The organism is Luteimonas saliphila, from assembly GCF_016774335.1.
GTDB classification, from domain to species: domain Bacteria; phylum Pseudomonadota; class Gammaproteobacteria; order Xanthomonadales; family Xanthomonadaceae; genus Luteimonas; species Luteimonas saliphila.
Map to the genome: position 1 here is coordinate 13,043 of NZ_JAETWA010000019.1, position 17,369 is coordinate 30,411.

Annotated in this window: 12 protein-coding genes; 7 read left to right on the plus strand and 5 right to left on the minus strand. The window is 68.9% G+C overall.

All coding sequences use genetic code 11. The annotated features are described in order from the left end of the window. The first annotated feature begins 35 nt into the window (after positions 1 to 35). On the plus strand, positions 36 to 905 hold the full coding sequence (locus JMO03_RS04880) for a DUF6265 family protein (RefSeq protein ID WP_202840908.1): 870 nt from the start codon (positions 36 to 38) through the stop codon (positions 903 to 905). A gap of 433 nt (positions 906 to 1,338) precedes the next feature. Here the strand turns inward: JMO03_RS04880 and JMO03_RS04885 are convergent, their stop codons facing one another. From JMO03_RS04885 to JMO03_RS04895, 3 genes are all read right to left on the minus strand, one after another. Next, positions 1,339 to 2,415 (minus strand): DUF5694 domain-containing protein, encoded by a 1,077-nt coding sequence (locus JMO03_RS04885; RefSeq protein ID WP_202840910.1) that lies wholly within the window; start codon positions 2,413 to 2,415, stop codon positions 1,339 to 1,341. Between the two features lie 442 nt (positions 2,416 to 2,857). Then, positions 2,858 to 5,017: an NHL repeat-containing protein gene (locus JMO03_RS04890; protein ID WP_238345902.1), complete on the minus strand. Its 2,160-nt coding sequence runs from the start codon at positions 5,015 to 5,017 to the stop codon at positions 2,858 to 2,860. Next, the gene (locus JMO03_RS04895; protein WP_202840912.1) at positions 5,014 to 6,183 is read right to left on the minus strand and encodes a class I SAM-dependent rRNA methyltransferase; all 1,170 of its coding nucleotides are present in this window, start codon (positions 6,181 to 6,183) and stop codon (positions 5,014 to 5,016) included. Before JMO03_RS04895 ends, JMO03_RS04890 begins: the two co-directional genes overlap by 4 nt. A 249-nt stretch (positions 6,184 to 6,432) precedes the next feature. Here JMO03_RS04895 and JMO03_RS04900 point away from each other — a divergent pair, with 249 nt between their 5' ends. The 6 genes from JMO03_RS04900 to JMO03_RS04925 all read left to right on the plus strand — a co-directional run bounded on the left by JMO03_RS04900 (position 6,433) and on the right by JMO03_RS04925 (position 13,812). Beyond that, positions 6,433 to 7,224, plus strand: a complete 792-nt coding sequence (locus JMO03_RS04900; protein WP_202840919.1) for a rhomboid family intramembrane serine protease — start codon at positions 6,433 to 6,435, stop codon at positions 7,222 to 7,224. Between the two features lie 581 nt (positions 7,225 to 7,805). After that, on the plus strand, positions 7,806 to 8,603 hold the full coding sequence (locus JMO03_RS04905; RefSeq protein ID WP_202840921.1) for an SDR family NAD(P)-dependent oxidoreductase: 798 nt from the start codon (positions 7,806 to 7,808) through the stop codon (positions 8,601 to 8,603). A gap of 68 nt (positions 8,604 to 8,671) precedes the next feature. Then, positions 8,672 to 9,751, plus strand: coding sequence for a serine hydrolase domain-containing protein (locus JMO03_RS04910; protein WP_202840922.1), 1,080 nt, complete (start codon positions 8,672 to 8,674; stop codon positions 9,749 to 9,751). Positions 9,752 to 10,016: 265 nt separating this feature from the next. Continuing rightward, positions 10,017 to 10,928: an SDR family oxidoreductase gene (locus JMO03_RS04915; protein WP_202840924.1), complete on the plus strand. Its 912-nt coding sequence runs from the start codon at positions 10,017 to 10,019 to the stop codon at positions 10,926 to 10,928. 609 nt (positions 10,929 to 11,537) lie between these two features. Next, a complete protein-coding gene (locus JMO03_RS04920; protein ID WP_202840926.1) occupies positions 11,538 to 12,377 on the plus strand; it encodes an XAC0095 family protein in 840 nt (279 codons plus the stop codon). A 274-nt stretch (positions 12,378 to 12,651) separates the two neighbouring features. Further along, positions 12,652 to 13,812, plus strand: a complete 1,161-nt coding sequence (locus JMO03_RS04925) for a serine hydrolase domain-containing protein (protein WP_202840928.1) — start codon at positions 12,652 to 12,654, stop codon at positions 13,810 to 13,812. A gap of 303 nt (positions 13,813 to 14,115) precedes the next feature. Here JMO03_RS04925 and JMO03_RS04930 read toward each other — a convergent pair whose 3' ends face one another. Both JMO03_RS04930 and JMO03_RS04935 read right to left on the minus strand, forming a co-directional pair. Further along, the gene (locus JMO03_RS04930; RefSeq protein ID WP_202840930.1) at positions 14,116 to 14,661 is read right to left on the minus strand and encodes a hypothetical protein; all 546 of its coding nucleotides are present in this window, start codon (positions 14,659 to 14,661) and stop codon (positions 14,116 to 14,118) included. A gap of 227 nt (positions 14,662 to 14,888) precedes the next feature. Next, positions 14,889 to 17,063 (minus strand): phosphoketolase family protein, encoded by a 2,175-nt coding sequence (locus JMO03_RS04935; protein WP_425491780.1) that lies wholly within the window; start codon positions 17,061 to 17,063, stop codon positions 14,889 to 14,891. Between the last annotated feature and the right edge of the window lie 306 nt (positions 17,064 to 17,369).

A 17,369-nucleotide genomic window follows, 5' to 3' on the forward strand; every position in this document is an offset into this window, starting at 1 on the left:
ACGCGGTGTGATGCGGCCATCGCAACGGAGGCCACATGCGCACGATCCTGCTGCTCGCCTGCATCCTGCTCGCGTCCCTCGTTCCACCGTCCGCCGTCGCGAATACCGACGCCCGCATCGAAGCGCTCGGCTGGCTGCTCGGCCAGTGGCGGCGCACCGGACTGCCCGAAGGCAGGACCGGGCACGAGCGCTGGGAACCCGCGGGCAGCGGGCTGGCAGGCGTCGGCGCGCTGCAGCGGGACGGCGCGACGGTGTTCGAGGAGCAGCTGCGCATCGAGGCGGACGGTCGCGAGGTGTTCTACGTCGCCGACGTGCCGGGCAACGCCGCGCCGGTGCGGTTCCGGCTGGTCGAACAATCGGAGTCCGCGGTCGCCTTCGAGAACCCCGGCCACGATTTCCCGCAGCGCATCGCCTATCGCCGCGACGGCGAGCGCCTGCGCGCCACCATTTCCGGCGACGGCCGCGAGGCGAGCTTCGCCTTCGAGCGCGCCGCGCCCCCCGGAGCCGATCCCCATGACCCAACGACGAGACCCGCCATGCAGCACATGATCAACTGGTTCGAGATTCCCGTTGCCGACTTCGACCGCGCGCTGCGCTTCTACGGCGCGGTGCTGGACGCGCCGCTGGAGGCGATGGACATGGACGGCGTCCGCATGGGCATGTTCCCCAGCGACGGCCGCAACGTCTCCGGCGCCATCGTGCACGGCGAGGACTACGTGCCGGGGACCACCGGCGCCCTGGTCTACCTGTCCGGGGGCGGGGACCTGGCCCCGGCGCTGGCACGGGTCGCCGCCGCGGGCGGCAAGGTGATCGTGCCGAAGACGCAGATCTCGCCGGAGTTCGGTTACTTCGCCCTGTTCCTCGACAGCGAGGGCAACCGCGTCGGCCTGCATTCGCCGAACTGATCCGGGGCTGCCGGCGACCGCGACCAGTTCCATCAACCCGCTGGCCGACGCCGGCGCTTGATCCCCGGGGCGCATGACCTCCACGACGGCCACACCTTGCGGCGTGTCGCCGGGGGGGCTGGCGATGCATATCCGGGCCGCTGGCGATTGCGGGCGTCCCGGATGCGGCCTTCGGCCTTATCCGGGCTACGGCAGGAATCCGGACCCCCGTAGCCCGGATAAGCGAAGCGCATCCGGGACTCCATCACTGCGTCCGCCGACTTGCGGCGTGTCGTCGGAGGGCTGGCGATGCATGTCCGGGGCGCTGGCGATTGCGGGCATCCCGGATGCGGCCTTCGGCCTTATCCGGGCTACGCCAGGAATCCGCCCCCCGTAGCCCGGATAAGCGAAGCGCATCCGGGACTCCATCACTGCGTCCGCCGACGCCCGCCACTCACTCCTCGCCAAGGATCTCCGCAGCGTCCACCACCTCCACGCCCTGCAACTGTCCCAGGAGCCGATCGAACCAGGCCTTGTGCGAGGCGCCGACGATCGACAGCACGCGCGCGCCGGGGCGTTCGCGGAAGGTGGCGCCGATGTTGGCGACCATGCGCAGGTTGCACAGGTCCCAGCCGCCGACGTACTGGCGGCCGAAGTGCTGCGGCGATTCCTCCTTCAATGCCAGCGCGAAATCGCAGGCCATGGGCATGCGCTGGTAGTCGGCGCTGTTGGTGTGCCGGTACAGCGGCAGCAGGTCCGGGGCCTCGCGCAGCGCCTGGTCGCGCGCGCGCAGCGCCTTGCACTCCGGGGGCGCGCTGTCCCAGGCGCCGCGGATCGCGCTCGCGAAGCCGTCCATGTCGTCGATGCGCAGGTTGTCGCCGGTGTGGTCGTCGGTCGGGAACACGCGCTGCAGGCCCAGGCGCACGGCCAGCGCCGCGCCGATCGAGGTGTCCTCGTTGATGGACGCGGCGCGCTTGTCCAGCATGTCGACCAGCGCGGCGTCGAGGCCGTCGCCGACCACGCGCTCCGCCGCGGGCAGATGCAGCCATTGCACCACGGCCGAAGGGGGATCGCCTGCAGCGAGTAAGGTCGCGGCCAGGCGGCGGCGCTGCGCGGGCGTGGGCGCGTCGGGCCAGGCGTCGAGCTGCGCCTGCGCGGCGGCGATCGCGGCTGGCACGTCGAGGCCGGTGACCGCGCGTGCCGCGGCGATGTCGGGGCAGTAGCGCGCGCCGCCCTCCGGATCGTAGACGGCCGGGTGCCGCGCCATCAGGTCGCAGGTCTCGCCGGGCATCGCCTCGATGGTGATGATCTGCGGGGCGAACGCCTCGAGCCGCTGCAGCAGCGATTCCAGTGCACCCGGCGCGAGTTCGCCGGGCTCGCCCTGGGCAAGGTGCACCGTGCCGAGCACCAGCACGCGGGTGGGCTCACCGGAAATGCGCGCAGCGGGCTTCGGCGTCGGGGAGGCCTGCGCCAGCGCCGCGCACGCGGGCGCGACGGCAAGCAGCAGGGCGGGCAACAGCGAACGATGCATCACGGCCTCCGGGCGATGGCGCGGCGCGGAGGCGTCCGCGCGGCCGCGCCATCACACGCGATCCTCGTGGCGAAGGCATGTCCGGATGGTCATGGTGGCGATCGAGGCGTGATCGGGTTTCGTGCGGGGATCCGATCGTTCGGGGCGCGGTTGATCGTTCGCGTGCGCGATCGAGGATCGCGGCTCCCCGGATGCGGCCTGCGGCCTTATCCGGGCTACGGTTCTTCCTTTCTCCGCTCTGCGGGGCATTGCGCCCTTAACGGGTGGAAGGTGCCGAAGGCGGATGGGGGCGCGCCGCAGGCGTGTTGGATCAGTCGCTGCTTTCCCCGACCCCGACCCTCCCCCGCAAGCGGGGGAGGAAGCTTCTCCGGGAGAGGAGCAGGCGACGCGGTCGGGGCGCGAGGCAGCGTGTCGCTTCGGGCACGACGCGGCGCCACCGCAGTCAGTGCGCCAGCAGCCGCACCGGCAGGTCGGTGGCGCCGATCGCGCGATTGCCGGCCGCGTCCACGCCGATCGCACGCACGAGGTAGTCGCCTGCGGGCAGCGCCGCCGGCTCCCAGCGCGCCTCGGCGATCTCGTCGCCGCGCACCACGTTGCTCGCCACGTACAGGAAGCGCGTGCGCGAAGCGCCGTGCACGGTGATGCCGCTGTCGGCGGCGTAGGCGATGCGCACCGCATCCGGGTGCGCGGGCATGCGCGAGAAGTCGAGATTCATCCACGGCGTTTCGAAACCCGGCGCCGGCGTGCCGTCCGCGCGCAGCACCTGGTAGCCGATGCGGTGCAGGCCGAGCCGCCGCCGCGGCAGGTTGCCGTCGACCTGGTCCCAGGCATCGACCACCACCTGCACCCCGCCGCCTTCGCGCGGCACCAGCACGCGGCCATCCTCGCGCGCGGTGAGCGGCTGGCCCGCATCGTCCAGCAGCGACACGCCGTCGATGCGTGGCGGCACGCTGTCGCGGTAGCCGTGGAAACCGAGCCGGATCGCATTGTGCTGGTGGCCGTAGGGGCCGACGATCAGGTGCGTGTGCGCCTGTGCGTTGACCGTGCCCAGCGCATCGCCGGCGCGAAAGCGCGTGCCGCGCATGATCCGCACCCGGGCCGGCTTGCCGTCCTCGTCGTGGTCGAACAGGAATCGCGCCGGATCGAGGTTGCGGCCCTGCGGCGTGCGGCCGGCACGCAGATGCACGTAGGACAGTTCGTCGATCGAGATGCCTTCGGACTGGCCGCCGAAACTCCATGTCGCCAGCGGGCTGGTCACCTTGCCGTCGGCGATCGACAGCACGCGTGCGCCAACGTCGCCGCGCACGTCGAGACCGTTGTGCAGGTGGCTGCGGCTTTCGCCGCTGAAGTTGCCGCGCACCTCGCCCAGGGTGCCGACCACCTCGTGCCAGCCGTCCTGTGGCGCGAACGGCCAGCGCTGGCGCGTCTGCGGCAGCGCGCGTGCCGGCGAGGGACCGACCGGGCCGTCGGCGAGCGACATCGACATCGCATCGCCCGTCTCGCGGCGCGACAGCCGGTGCAGGCGATGGCCCGCGGCATCGGCCACCAGCAGGCTGCCGTCGGCGTCCAGCCACAGCGCCGCCGGCCGCGCGAACCATTGCCGCGGCACGCCGCCGGAAACCACGCGCGCGTTGCCGTCGCGCGCAACCTGCACGATCCGCCCCGGCGAGAGTTCGCCGACATAGACCTGTCCGTCGTGGGTGGCGGCCAGCGACAGCGGCCGTCCCTGCAACGCCTCCGCGTTCCAGGACGAGGCACGCCAGGTATGCGCGGCGCCGTCGCGGTCGATCCAGCGCAGCGCGCGGTTGCCGGTGTCGGCGATCCACAGCGTGCCGTCGCCGGCCAGCGCCAGCGCCGTCGGCGTGTCGAACCGCGAGGGGTTGCCCGCGCCGCCGGCGAAGCCCGGCCCGTCGCCGCCGCCGCCGCCGCCCAGCGTGCGCACGCGGCCATCGCGTTCGATCACGCGGATGCGGTCGTTCCAGGTATCGGCGACGTACACCCGACCGGCCGCGTCCACCGCCACGCCCATCGGCGCGCGGAACTGCGCCAGCGCGCGGTCGCCGTCGCGGAAGCCGGCGATGCCGGTGCCGGCCAGCGTGGTGACGCGCCCCTGCGGCGTGACCTTGCGGATCGCGTGGTTGCCGGTGTCTGCGACATAGAGATTGCCCAGCCGGTCGACCGCGAGCGCGGAAGGGGTGTGGAACTTCGCCGCCACGCCGATGCCGTCGGCGAAGCCTTCGGTCGATCCGGCGAACGTGCTCACGCGCCCGTCCGGCGCGATCCGGCGGATGCGGTTGGCCTCGCCGCCGTCGGCCACGAACAGGCTGCCGTCGGGGCCGCGCACCAGCCCCCAGGGCTCGTCGAAGCGCGCGCCCAGCACGTGGCCGTCGCGCGCGCCGCGGTGGCCGTCGCCGGCGATCGGCTCGATGCGCGGCTGCCAGTCGAACGCGGTGGGCGCCAGCGGCGGCGGCGGCGGGCGCAGCCAGTCGCGCAGCGGTTGCCAGAAGAACGTGGCCGCCAGCGCCAGCGCGGTGAGCGCCGCGACCGCGACCAGCGCGCGACGCGTCCGGTTCGACGCAGTCCGCGCGATTCTCCGGTTCAATCCAGCACGCGGCAGAACACCGCCTTGAGGTAGCGCGATTCCTGCACGTGGGCCAGGAACGGATGGTCGGCGCCGGCGCCGGAGACCTTGAGCACCTGCACCGTGCGGCCGGCGTAGAACGCCGCGCGGCGCAGCATGTCGAGGAACTGCTCCTCGCTCACCAGTCCTGTGCAGGAGAACGTGGCCAGCAGCCCGCCGGGCTTCACCACACCCAGCGCCAGCTTGTTCATGTCGAGGTACTTCTTCAGCGCGTTGATCACCTGGTCGCGGTCGCGGGTCATCTTCGCCGGGTCGAGGATCACCACGTCGAACCGCTCGCCGGCGTTCGCCGCATCGCGCAGCCAGGGGAAGATGTCGGCCTGGACGAAGCGCGGGCGCACGTTGTTGAGCTTCGCGTTGCCCTTGGCGATCTCGAGCACCGCCTCGTCGATGTCGATGCCCACCACTTCGCTGGCGCCGCGCGCGGCCGCGTACACGCCGAAGCCACCGGTGTTGCAGCACAGGTCGAGCACGCGCTTGCCCGCGCAACGGTGCGAGAGCCACTCGCGGTTGTCGCGCTGGTCGGCGAAGAAGCCGGTCTTGTGCGCGCCCGCCGGGTCGGCGCGGAAGCGGATGCCGTTCTCGACGATGATCGCCGGTGACGCCGGCTGGCTGCCGCCATAGTCGAACGATTCCTGCTTCTGCACGTGCTCGTCGGCGAAGCTGTGGAAGCGGCAGCCGGGGAACTGCTCGCGCAGCGCTGCCTGGATCCATTCGCGATGGCGGTACATGCCGGCGCTGAAGAACTCGACCACCAGCAGGTCGTCGTAGCGGTCGACCACCAGGCCCGACAGGCCGTCGCCCTCGCTGTGCACCACGCGCCAGGCGTTGGTGGTGGCGTCGAGGTCGAGCACTTCGCGACGCAGCTGCACCGCCTTGGCGATCTTCGCCGCGAACCAGGCGGCGTCGACCGCGACGTCGGGGTCGGTCTCGAGGATCCGCAGCGCGATGCGCGAATGGCCGTTGTAGAAGCCGCGGCCGATCCACGCGCCGTCGACGCCGACGATGTCGACGATGCTGCCGGGCTTCGGACGCGGCGTGGGCTTTTCGACCAGTTTCTGGAAGATCCAGGGGTGGTTCGAACGCCAGGCGTTCTTCAGGTGGACGGTGGGGAGGGCATCGGTCATCGCGGCAGTTTACGTGGCTGCGGCTGCCCCCACCCCAGCCCGCCCAGCCCGGCGCAGCGCGCCGGCCGTTCGACAGGGCCGCACGGCAATGCCGTGCAATCGGCCCTCCCTCACCCCCGCAAGCGGGGAGGGGGGCCTGATTCCCGCAATCGCTCTGGCCCCCTCCCCCGTTCCCGGGGGAGGGTTGGAGCGGGGCCCCGCCAGCCGCCGAACCCTTGCATCCCCGCAATCCGCCGCCACCCTTGCCCCATGCACCTGCCCACGCCCGACGACCCGCTCGACCCCGAAGCCCAGCGCGCGGCCGACAAGCGCCGGCTCGGCGCCGCGCTCAAGGGCAGCCTGGCGTTCGTGCTGTTGCTGGTGATCGTGTTCGGCCTGCAGGGGCTGGGCGACTACCGCGCGTTCGCGGTCGCGCCGCGCGCGCTGGACGGCCTGCTGGGCCTGTTCACCGCGCCGCTGCTGCACGGCTCGCCCGAGCACCTGATCGCGAACGCCACCGCCCTGCTGCTGCTCGGCACCCTGGCGCTGGCGGTGTACCCGCGCGCCACGCTGCGCGCGCTGCCGCTGATGTGGCTGGGCTCCGGACTCGGCGCCTGGGCGCTGGGCGATGCGGGCTCGTTCCACCTCGGCGCCAGCGGCCTGACCCACGGCCTGATGTTCCTGGTGTTCGTGCTCGGCCTGCTGCGCCGCGACCGGCCCTCGATCGCCGCCGGCATGATCGCCTTCCTGTTCTACGGCGGCATGCTGCTCACCGTGCTGCCGCAGGAACCGGGCGTGTCGTGGCAGTCGCACCTGGGCGGCGCCCTGGGCGGGATCGTCGCCGCATTCGTGTTGCGGCACGCCGATCCGCTGCCACCGCGCCGGCGCTACAGCTGGGAAGTCGAAGAGGAAGAGGCCGAGCGCGCCGCGCAGGCCGAGCGCGACACCTACGAGCCGGGTTCGCCCGAGGACGTGCCGGTGCTGTGGCATCGCGACGCCCAGGAGAAGACACGCGAGGAAGAACGCGGCGTGGTGCTGCGCTTCCCGCCGCGCGACCGGTAACCCATCGCGCCCGCACCTTAGTCTTGTCTCCCCGCACCTTGTCTTGTCCCCCCCGCCTTGCCTTGTCCCCCCGCACCTTGTCTTGTCATTCCGAGCGCAGCGAGGAATCCAGAGCGGAGCGGCACCGCACGGCTTGCGGAAAACGCAGATTCCTCACTTCGTTCGGAATGACAACAGGCCTGTTCGGAATGACAGAAGGCCTGTTCCAAACGACAGAAGCCCTGTTCGAAATAGCAACAAGCCTGTTCGGAATGCACCAACACCTGTCATTCCGAGCGCAGCGAGGAATCCAGGGCGGAGCGGCACCGCACGGCTTGCGGCGAACGCAGATTCCTCACTTCGTTCGGAATGACAGCAGGCCTGTTGGAAACGACAGAAGGCCAGTTCTGAACGACAGAAGCCCTGTTCGAGATGGCAGCAAGCCTGTTCGGAATGCAGCAACACCTGTCATTCCGAGCGCAGCGAGGAATCCAGGGCGGAGGCGGCGCCCAACCGGGCACGCCGCGCTTAAAACGGACTTAACCCCACCATGGTCTGCTGCCTCTTCGCCCGGATTCCCCGGGCCCCGAAAAGGACCACACATGCCATCCCGCAACCTGGGTACCACCCGCTGGGCCATCGTCACCGGCGCATCCAGCGGCCTGGGACAGTCCTTCGCCAGGTCGCTCGCGCGGCGCGGCCATTCGCTGGTGCTGGTGGCGCGATCCTGGGCGCCGATGCGCGAGCTGGCCACGACCCTCACCACCGCGCATCCCGGCATCGCGATCCACGTCGAACCGATGGACCTCAGCCGGCCCGGAGCGGCGCCAGCGCTGATGGACGCGCTGGATGCCGCCGGCATCGCCCCGGCCGTGCTGATCAACAACGCCGGCCGCGGCCTGTCGGGCCCGCTGCTCGACCAGTCCGCGTCCGACCTGCGCGACATGATCGAGCTCAACATCGTCTCGCTGATGGAGCTGAGCCAGCTCGCCGGGCGCGCCATGCGCCAGCGGGGCGAGGGCCACATCCTGCAGGTGGCCAGCATGGCAGCCCTCGGACCCACGCCGGGCCTCGCCGTCTACGGCGCGTCCAAGGCCTTCGTGCGTTCGTTCGGCGAGGCGTTGCATGCCGAACTCGCGCCCGTGGTGACCGTCACCACGCTGATGCCGGGTCTGATGGACACGGGCTTCGGCGCGGCGGCCGGCGGCTACGAGGCGCCCGGCTGGGCACGGGCGACGGTCATTTCGCCTGACGCGGCCGCGGAGATCGGGCTCGAAGCCCTGTTCGCGCGCAAGTCCAGCGTGGTGTCGGGGCGCTTGAACCGCCTGATGGCGCTGCTCTCGCCGCTCTCGTCGCGCGCCGGCCAGGCCCGCATGCTGGCGCGGCAGATGCGGGCGTGAGCGCCAACGCCGGGACGGGCACCAGTCACTGATCCGGAGATCGGCAAGCGCGCCGCTACAATCGGCCCATGCGCACCGCCGCCCTGCTGCTCTCCTGCCTGCTCGCGGCCTGCGCCAGCGGAGGCGACACGATGCAGTCCACGGCCCGACAGGTCGATTCGATGATGGCCGCGTACGACGGGCAGGTGCCCGGCGCGGCGCTGCTGGTCGTGCACGACGGCATGCCGGCGGTGCGCAAGGGCTACGGCCTGGCCGACCTGGAACGCGGCAGTGCGGTCGACCCCGCGACGAACTTCCGCCTGGCCTCGATCAGCAAGCAGTTCACCGCCGCCGCCATCCTGCTGTTGGCGCAGGACGGCGCGCTGTCGCTGGACGATCCCGTGCGTCGCTGGCTGCCGTCGCTGCCCGCCGCAGCCGACGGCATCACCCTGCACCACCTGCTCAGCCACACCTCGGGCCTGGTCGACTACGAGGACGTGATGCCGGACGCGATCGAAGGCCAACTGCGCGACGCCGACGTGCTGCGCCTGCTGGAGACGCAGGACCGCCTGTACTTCGCCCCCGGCAGCGACTACCGCTACAGCAACAGCGGCTATGCCCTGCTCGCGCTCGTCGTCGGCCAGGCCTCGGGGCAGGACTTCGCAAGTTTCCTGCGCGAACGCATCTTCCGGCCGCTTGGCATGGAGAGCACGCTCGCGTTCGAGGACGGCGTCTCCACCGTGCCGCACCGCGCCTACGGCCACAGCGCGGCCGGCGACGGCTGGACCCGCACCGACCAGAGCGGCACCAGCGCGGTGCTCGGTGACGGCGGCATCTACTCGTCGATCGACGACCTGGCGAAATGGGACGCCGCGCTGCGCGACGACCGTCTGCTCGCCGACGCCTCGCGCGCGCTGGCGTTCACCGCGCACACCGCCACCGACGAGGCCGACGTGGACGGCTACGGCTACGGCTGGCGCATCCACGGCGAAGGCGCCGACCGGCTGCTGTGGCACTCGGGCGAAACCATCGGCTTCCGCAATGTGATCCTGCGCTGGCCGGAGCGGGGCCTGACCGTGGTGCTGCTCACGAACCGCAATGATCCGGAGCCGTATGCGCTGGCGCGGCGGATTGCGGAGGTGTTCCTGTCGGCCGAGTCCCAACGCTGAGGGCAGGTGCCCGGCGCCCGTGCGGGCCTTCGACCATTTCTCTGTACGGGCACCCGTCGCTGCCGCGACGACTCCTTCATGCCCGACCAACGCTCCCGAAGTACGCACGCGTTCTCTGTCCTGAGCGGGCTACCGCCTGACCGGAACCCATAGGCGATGCTTGACCTCGAGATTGGTTGAGGTATTAGCCTCTTCGCGACGGCGGAGGAAGTCGCGGCCCGGCCCGCCCTGTTTCGAACCACCAACATCTCGCGAGGAGGTCGCTATGACGGGAAGCATTACCCGGACGAATCGTGTCCTGGTCATTGGTGCGACCGGAAAGGTCGGCCGGCATCTGGTCGATGAGCTGCTGACGGCGGGCGTGGCGGTGCGGGCGCTTGTCCGCAACCCGGCAAAGGCAGGGCTGCCGGAGGGCGTCGAACTCGTCTGCGGAGATCTGGCAGAGCCGGATACGCTCGAGCCTGCGCTGCAGGGGGTGGGCGGCGTCTTCCTGTTGTGGCCGTTCTTCAGCGCCACGGATGCGCCGCGTGTGGTGGAGGCAATTGCCAAGCATGCGCGGCACGTGGTGTATCTGTCGTCCATGGGGGTCCGCGATGATCTCAGCCCTGAACAAAATGGAGTCTGGGGCGAGCTCGAGCACATGATCGTGCAGTCCGGTCTGGAATGGACCTTCCTGCGGGCCGGAGGCTTTGCGGGGAATGCGCTGGAGTGGGCGGCTCAGATCCGCGGCACCGGCGTCGTACGGCGGCCCTACGGCGGAGCGGTTCGCTCCTCCATTCATGAAGCTGACATTGCGGCCGTTGCAGCAAGGGTTTTGACCGAGCCGGGCCATGCGGGCGCGAAGTACGTCCTGACTGGGCCGGAACAGCTGACCTTCGCCGATCAGGTGCGGATCATCGGTGAAGCGATCGGTCGGCCCACCCGCTGGGAAGAGATTCCGGCAGAGGCCGCAAGGCAGCAGTTGCTGGCTGAACTGGGCGATCCAGGCTTCGTGGATGGCGCGCTCGCGTACTGGGCAGGCCTGGCCGACCAGCCAGAGCCAGTGACGCATACCGTCGAACAACTCGCCGGAAGGCCGCCCCGCACGTTTCGCGAATGGGCTGCCGATCATGCGGAGACCTTCACGGCGCGACCGGAAGACCTCGATGGCCACGTGATGGCGAGAGAAAATGGGTAACGTCACAGACGGGGCAGGCTCAGAGGGAATTCGTTCCGTTTGATTCCCGTCCCCTTTGATCCGGCGGTACGTGGTGCGGCGCCGATGGCTCACCGCCTTTCATGCAGTGTAATGCAGTCGGATCAGCGCGCCCGGCTTGATCTACTTCCTGAAAATTATTGCTTGATTAGGCGGTAATTTCCTGACAATCATCAAGAGATTACGGGCCAACTGAAAGGTAACTATCGGGTAATCAGCGGCAGCAGAGTAGCCAAGCGAATCTATGACGAGCCGCAGATACGCCTTCTCACCCTTCGCAGAGCAGCGTTTTCCGAATTGAGTACAGAGTCGCGATTAACGTCTTGACCTGGCCTTCGATGCTATTGCAGACTCCCATCCAAGGAGCGTCGAAACTCCTCACGTAGCGGTCCCCACCTCCGTCAAACCGGTGGGTTTTTTGTGCCTGCATCTCTTGCGGGCACAGACCGACGCGATGCCTGCGTCGGGAGGGCGGCTAATACAACACCCTTCGGGGAAATACGCCCGCCGGCTACGTGCGGTTTCGAACCTCCCGACTTCCCGTCGGCCGCGTCGCGGTGGACGGGCACTTCATGGAACGAGGAGGCGACGATGTCGAAGTACGAACTGGACGAGATGGACACCACCGGCTACTTCCTGCCCGAGGAGAGCCACTTCCGGCTGAAGAAGCTGCACGGCCACATGGAGTTCCTGTCGCAGCTGGCGCAGCCGCGCCGGCACGACGAGGAGGAGACGGGCTTTGGTCCCGAGATCAGCGGGGACGAACTGGCCGTGTGCCTGGAACTGCTGGCCGAGCAGGCCGAACGCGTGCTGGACGAGGTGACGTGGCCGGCCGAGCGGGTGGTGGATGATGAGCAGTCGCAGGCACGCGACGAGGACGGCGCGTCGGAAGAAATGACCCAGGCCAATGAGCCTTTGGCCGCCGGTGAACAGGACGAGGAGGCTGGGGAGGCATTGGCCGCCGGCTCGCAGGACGACGATGTCGACGAGGCGCCGGACACCGGGCTCCAGGACGACGAACCTGGCGAGGCGGACACCGTGGCGACCGCGAAGGACACCAAAGACCCCCTCGTCTTCGGCATGACCCTGGATCAGCTGGACACGCTCAACCGCCTGCACGGCCGGCTCTACGCCTTCGGCGATCTGGTCTTCGGTGCCGAACGGATCGACCTGGCCGACGGCACGCTCACGGCCCTGGGCGACGTGATCTTCGAGGAGGCCGACGCCGCGAGTGAGCTTATGGACAAGGTGGCGGGTCAGCGCCTGCCCGAGGTCGCGAGGGGGACGCGCCGCGTTCGCGAGGCGCGGGCGGGATATGGCGCAAGGGCGGCACCGCTGGTGTCGGGCCGTGTGTCCCGGCCAGCGCTGCCAGGCACTGCCCGCCTGGTGCTGACGGAGCCGAGTGCGTCGCCCGGACAGCGACTTCACTGACCGGTCAATTCCGATCCCATGCCGGGAGCGATCCGTTCGCTCCCGGCAGGAACGCGACTGCAGATTCGAGCGGCGCCACGGGGGCGATGACGGGACTTCGTCGCCCCGAAGAACTCACTTGCCGCACGACGAGAATCTGGCCGCCGGCCTCCTGCAGGTCGGCGCGCACGGTTCGACGCGATGGCGTTAAACCCTGACGGCGCTTTCGGCATCGGTCAACGGACCGATACAACACGACCGGAGCCGAACCGTGCGGATATTGCTTGCTGCGACGATGGCCTTGCTGGCGGCTTGTGCGCCCGTGCGAGTCACGGACATCAAGCAGGACGCGGACCACCGCGTGCCGCTCCCACCACCCGAATCCGCAGCGGCCATCGACGCCGTGCTGCGCGACAACGGCATCGCGACCGCGGGCTTCGGGGTCATGCAGGACGGCGAACTCGTGTGGTCGCACTACTACGGCGACCAATCGCCCGGCAAGAAGGCCGACGCCAACACGCGCTTCAACGTCGCCTCCATCACCAAGCTCATTGCGGCTGAAACTGCACTGCGCCTGGTGGCCACCGGAGATCTGGACCTGGACGCCCCGCTGTCCCCGTACTGGGTAGACCCCGACGTGGCCACCGATCCGCGCCACCACGACCTGACGACGCGCATGGTGCTGACCCACAGCACCGGTTTCCCGAACTGGCGCTTCTTCCGGCAGGACCGGAAGCTCACCTTCGAACATGACCCGGGCACGCACTACGGCTACTCCGGGGAAGGCTTCGAGTGGCTTGCCAGGGCGATCGAAAGGAAGCTGGGCGAGCCCTACGCCGGGATCGTGCAGCGCACTGTCTTCGATCCCGTCGGCATGACGAGTGCATCGATTGCGGTGGACAAGGATCGGCTGGACAACATCGCTCGCCCGATCGATGCCGAAGGCAGGGCCCATGAACCCTACTGTCGTCCCGAAGGCTGGTGCAGGCCGGACGGCGACTACTCGGCGGCCGACGACCTTGTCGTGACGGTGTCGGACATGGCTAGGTTCCTCGATGCCGTGCACTCAGGCGCGGGCTACGACCCGACGCTGGCCCAGGAGCGGGACCGGGTGCAGATCGAACGCGGCAAGGACCAGATGATCGACTGTGCCACCCACCCGGACTCGCCTTGTCCCACGGCCCAGGGCTACGGCCTGGGATTCGAAGTCGCGCACTTCGCGAACCATTCGGTCATCGGCCACGGCGGCAGCGACTGGGCGGAAGTGACGATCAGCTATGTCTACCAGCCCTCGGGCGACGGGCTGATCATCTTCCTCAACGCACCCAACCGCCAGGGCACGGCAGCCATGGCCGACCTGATGGCCATCCTGGACGCAAGGTCGCCGTATCTCCCGCGCTACCGCGCTTGGCAAACGCGTGCAGTGGCAGTGGACAAGCGAGAACTTGGGGACTGAAGACTGGCCCCACGGGAACGGAGTGAACTAAACAGGATCAATTCCCTCGGCCCCCATTGATCCCGTCACTTGCTCCAGTGACCTAGCACCCACTCCCATGCATGTCTTTCATAGTCCCAACGCCAATGAGCCCGCACCCACTTCGTTTTACCGAGCGGACGTATGGTCTGCATGTTTTGCAAACGGTCTGGGGGTTTTGGGGGCTTGGGAGGACGGATCTTCTTGATAGCCATCATCGCTCCTTGTGCGACCTTACCCCAGAGCTAAGCCGCGCCGCGAAGCAGCATTGGCTTAAATGAGTTGTCAGGCGGCTGGTCGTTCAACCTTGTAACGAGTGAGTACATCATCCACAACATCGCTCGGGGCCGACTCTACAAAGCATTTCAGGATCGTTTGATCTGCAAGCATCTGCTCAATGATGACAGAGAAGACCTTCTTTCTGTCTAGATGAAGAAAGTAGCTATCTTCAATGAAAGCCGCCTGCCAGTTGAGGAAGCTACTGCTTTTTCTTTGCTCGTCAGTGAGGCCGGAAGCTGTTGCCATGATTTGGTTGTACAGGCTCGCTAGGTAGCTCCATTGACTCGCGTACCTCGCGTAGAACCCTGCATAAGTTGCCGCAAAGGTTGCTCCTAACCAGCCGAGATGATCTCTGATCTCTAGCCTGAATTGAAAGAAGGAGAGATCGCTGCCGCTTGTAGGGTCTACTGCGCACTTTATGGAGACGCCAGCAGCAAAGATCAGTGTAGAAACTAAGGCGGATCTTAGGAAGATCAGAGCACCTCCGTTCGATCTGTTCTTTAGCATCCACTCGCCGCTCAGGAAATCCACGGCCTTGAGCAATCTCTCCATAAGCCTCCAAACAGCGTTTGGACCTTTTCCGGGGTGTATTGCGGAATATGCTCCCCGGAGCAAGGAGGGTCAATCCGATTCTTCTACGGCAACCAAGGGGTTGCCCGCATCGTGGACTGCCCGCTACTCCCGGCACATTCGGCGACGCCCGGCATGGAGGCCGATGAGGTCGATACGTCGGCAAGTAGACCGTCTATCGAGGCAGCGAGCAGTCTCTAAGTCGCGCACTAGCCTAGGATTCCGCTACCATCGACTGCGTCACGCAGCGGTGCATCCAGCATCGTCTCACGTGACCAACCGGCAGCCACCGCCGCCGAATCCACCGCATGCGCCCAAGTGCACCGGTTGGCGAGCAACATCCCCGCCACGTCCAGCGTTCCACCCCGACTGATGTATCCCAGCGCCCGCGTCTTCGCCGGCCCATCATCGATCCGCCGCAGCAGCCCCAGCATCGCCTCGGGCCGCGTGTGGGTCAGCAGCACCCGCGGCAGCCCCGGCGGAAACAGCGCCTGCAGTCGCGCCTCGTCCAGCACGAACGCTTCTTCCAGCTCGTCGCGCGGAATCCGCAACCGCCCCGGCTCGATGATCACGCTGACGCACGCCTCCAACCCACGCTCGGCCAGGTGCGCCCGCGCCTTCAGTGCTTCCTCCAGCTGGTACGCACCAATCGCCACCAGCTGCACCTTCGCCGTCGCCGGATCCCCCGCCACATGCGCCGCACCATCACGCACCAGCGCCTGCGCAGCCTGCGCATCGAAGTGCTGCCCCACCTCGCGCTTGGAGACCACCAGGCAGGCGAGCTGGCCGCGGCCGGCGTAGACGTCACGCAACGCGGCGACGGCGGTGTTGCCGTCGACCGGGAACAGCACGCGCGCGGTGTCGGACATCTCGCCCAGCAGGGCCTCGCCGATGGTGGGGTCCTGGTGCGACTGTTCGTTCTTCGAGTTTTCCCAGGTGTGCGAGGTGACGATCAGCGGCACCGGCAGCCAGCCGGGCGGGTGGCCGGCCTCGCGCTGGTGGCGGGCGAAGATGATCTCCTGGCGCATCAGCCCGAGCATCTTCATGGCGAAGGCCTCATAGCTGACGATCAGGTTGAGTCCGCCCTTGTTGCCGAGCGCGGCGGCGGCGACGGCTTCCTCGTTGAGCGCGGTGATCACCGCGCCGTGCAGGTCCTCGGCCACACCGGGCTCGGGTTCGTTCACCCGGTGCCGCAGCAGCGCCAGGGTGCCGCCCATCTTGTTGCTGGCCAGTTCGTCGGGATTGCCCACTCGGATGCGCAGGCCGGGGTTGGCGCGCACGCAGTCGACGAACCAGTCGTCGAGCGCGGTCATGGCGCTGCCGGTGCTGCCGGGCTCGGCCCATTCCGGTTCGGGCAGGGTGGGCGCGGGCGGGTTGCGGCGCGCCATGGGATGCGCGCTTTCCGGCGGGCGGCCCTGCGCGGCGTGGGTGGCGAAGGCGGCGAGCGCCGCGTCGAGGTCCGCCGGCGGCACGTGCAGTAGCGCGGCGCTGTCGTTGAACACGGCGCGCGTTCCGGCATCGTGGTGCGGGTTGCCGCGCAGCGGCAGGTTGTGCGCGGCATTGGTGCCGGCGCCGGGGAAGCCGAAGCCCTTCTCGGTCTCGGCGATCACGTAGGGCAGCGGCGCGGGATAGGTGCGGGCGGGATCGGCGGCGAAGGCGCGCAGCGCGTCCTCGCTCTCGACGATGGCGCAGGCGATGGCGGCCGGGTCGCGGCCATCGACGATCACCGGCTCGAAGCCGTTGTGGCGCACGTCCTCGGCCAGCCAGTCGGCGCCGCCTTCCTGCACGATCTGGGTGCGCTGCTCGATGCGGCGGCCGTTGAGGATCATCACCGGGATCGCGAAGCCGCTGTCGCTCGCGCGCCACCAGCGCGGCGCCCAGTCCGCGCCGCGCTGCTCCTCGAACGCGCCGTCGCTGAGGAAGGCCACCAGCGATTCGCCGGGCAGCGGCATGTGCACGTACTGCAGGCCGGCGAAGCCCAGGTAGCCGCCTTCCGACACCGCACCCGCGGTATTGGCGCCGGCGTGGCTGCCCAGCGGCACGGCGGGACGGCCGTTGGCGTCGATGGCGTAGGAATAGAAGTCCGCGCACAGGCGCGAGAGGCCTTCGGCGCTGCGGTCGTAGCGGCCACGCTGGTTCGGGGAGACGTCGCCGGTGAGCGCGTTCACCGCCTCGATCGCGGCCACGCAGTGGCCCTGGCCCATGATCCAGCCGCGGGTGGTGGCGGTGAGCGCGTTGGCCAGCAGGTAGGCGACGAAGGCCGGCACCATGTTGAGCGAGCCGCCGGTGTGGCCTTCGGGCACGGGTTTGAAGTCGTCGGCTTCCAGCGGTGTGCCTTCCGGATCGAAGCGGCGTGCGTAGGTCATGTGCGCGACCACGCTCATCGCCACGCAGGCGATGCGGTCGGCGGCGGCGAACAGGGCCCAGCCCGTGTCCTCATCGGCGATGCGGCCACCGGCGACCAGGCGCGCGAGCAGCGCGTCGACCCGTTCGACGGTGGCGACGCGGTGCGCGATCGGGCCGTGGCCGGCGAGCCAGCGGGCGCGTGGGGTGTCGGGGTGGGCCATGGGTCTTGCCTCCTTCGGGAAAACCAGGGTCAGAGTCGAATTTCCCTGGGCATCGATACAGCTGTCGACAGAACGGGGGAAATTCGAATCTGACCCCTGCGGCGCGCGTGTTCGCGCGATGCA

Coding starts and splice junctions, on each gene's coding strand:
- JMO03_RS04920 (WP_202840926.1), top strand. CDS start 11,538: ATGTCGAAGTACGAACTGGACGAGATGGACACCACCGGCTACTTCCTG.
- JMO03_RS04905 (WP_202840921.1), top strand. CDS start 7,806: ATGCCATCCCGCAACCTGGGTACCACCCGCTGGGCCATCGTCACCGGC.
- JMO03_RS04885 (WP_202840910.1), bottom strand. CDS start 2,415: ATGCATCGTTCGCTGTTGCCCGCCCTGCTGCTTGCCGTCGCGCCCGCG.
- JMO03_RS04925 (WP_202840928.1), top strand. CDS start 12,652: ATGGCCTTGCTGGCGGCTTGTGCGCCCGTGCGAGTCACGGACATCAAG.
- JMO03_RS04880 (WP_202840908.1), top strand. CDS start 36: ATGCGCACGATCCTGCTGCTCGCCTGCATCCTGCTCGCGTCCCTCGTT.
- JMO03_RS04895 (WP_202840912.1), bottom strand. CDS start 6,183: ATGACCGATGCCCTCCCCACCGTCCACCTGAAGAACGCCTGGCGTTCG.
- JMO03_RS04915 (WP_202840924.1), top strand. CDS start 10,017: ATGACGGGAAGCATTACCCGGACGAATCGTGTCCTGGTCATTGGTGCG.
- JMO03_RS04900 (WP_202840919.1), top strand. CDS start 6,433: ATGCACCTGCCCACGCCCGACGACCCGCTCGACCCCGAAGCCCAGCGC.
- JMO03_RS04930 (WP_202840930.1), bottom strand. CDS start 14,661: ATGGAGAGATTGCTCAAGGCCGTGGATTTCCTGAGCGGCGAGTGGATG.
- JMO03_RS04910 (WP_202840922.1), top strand. CDS start 8,672: ATGCGCACCGCCGCCCTGCTGCTCTCCTGCCTGCTCGCGGCCTGCGCC.
- JMO03_RS04935 (WP_425491780.1), bottom strand. CDS start 17,063: ATGAGCGTGGTCGCGCACATGACCTACGCACGCCGCTTCGATCCGGAA.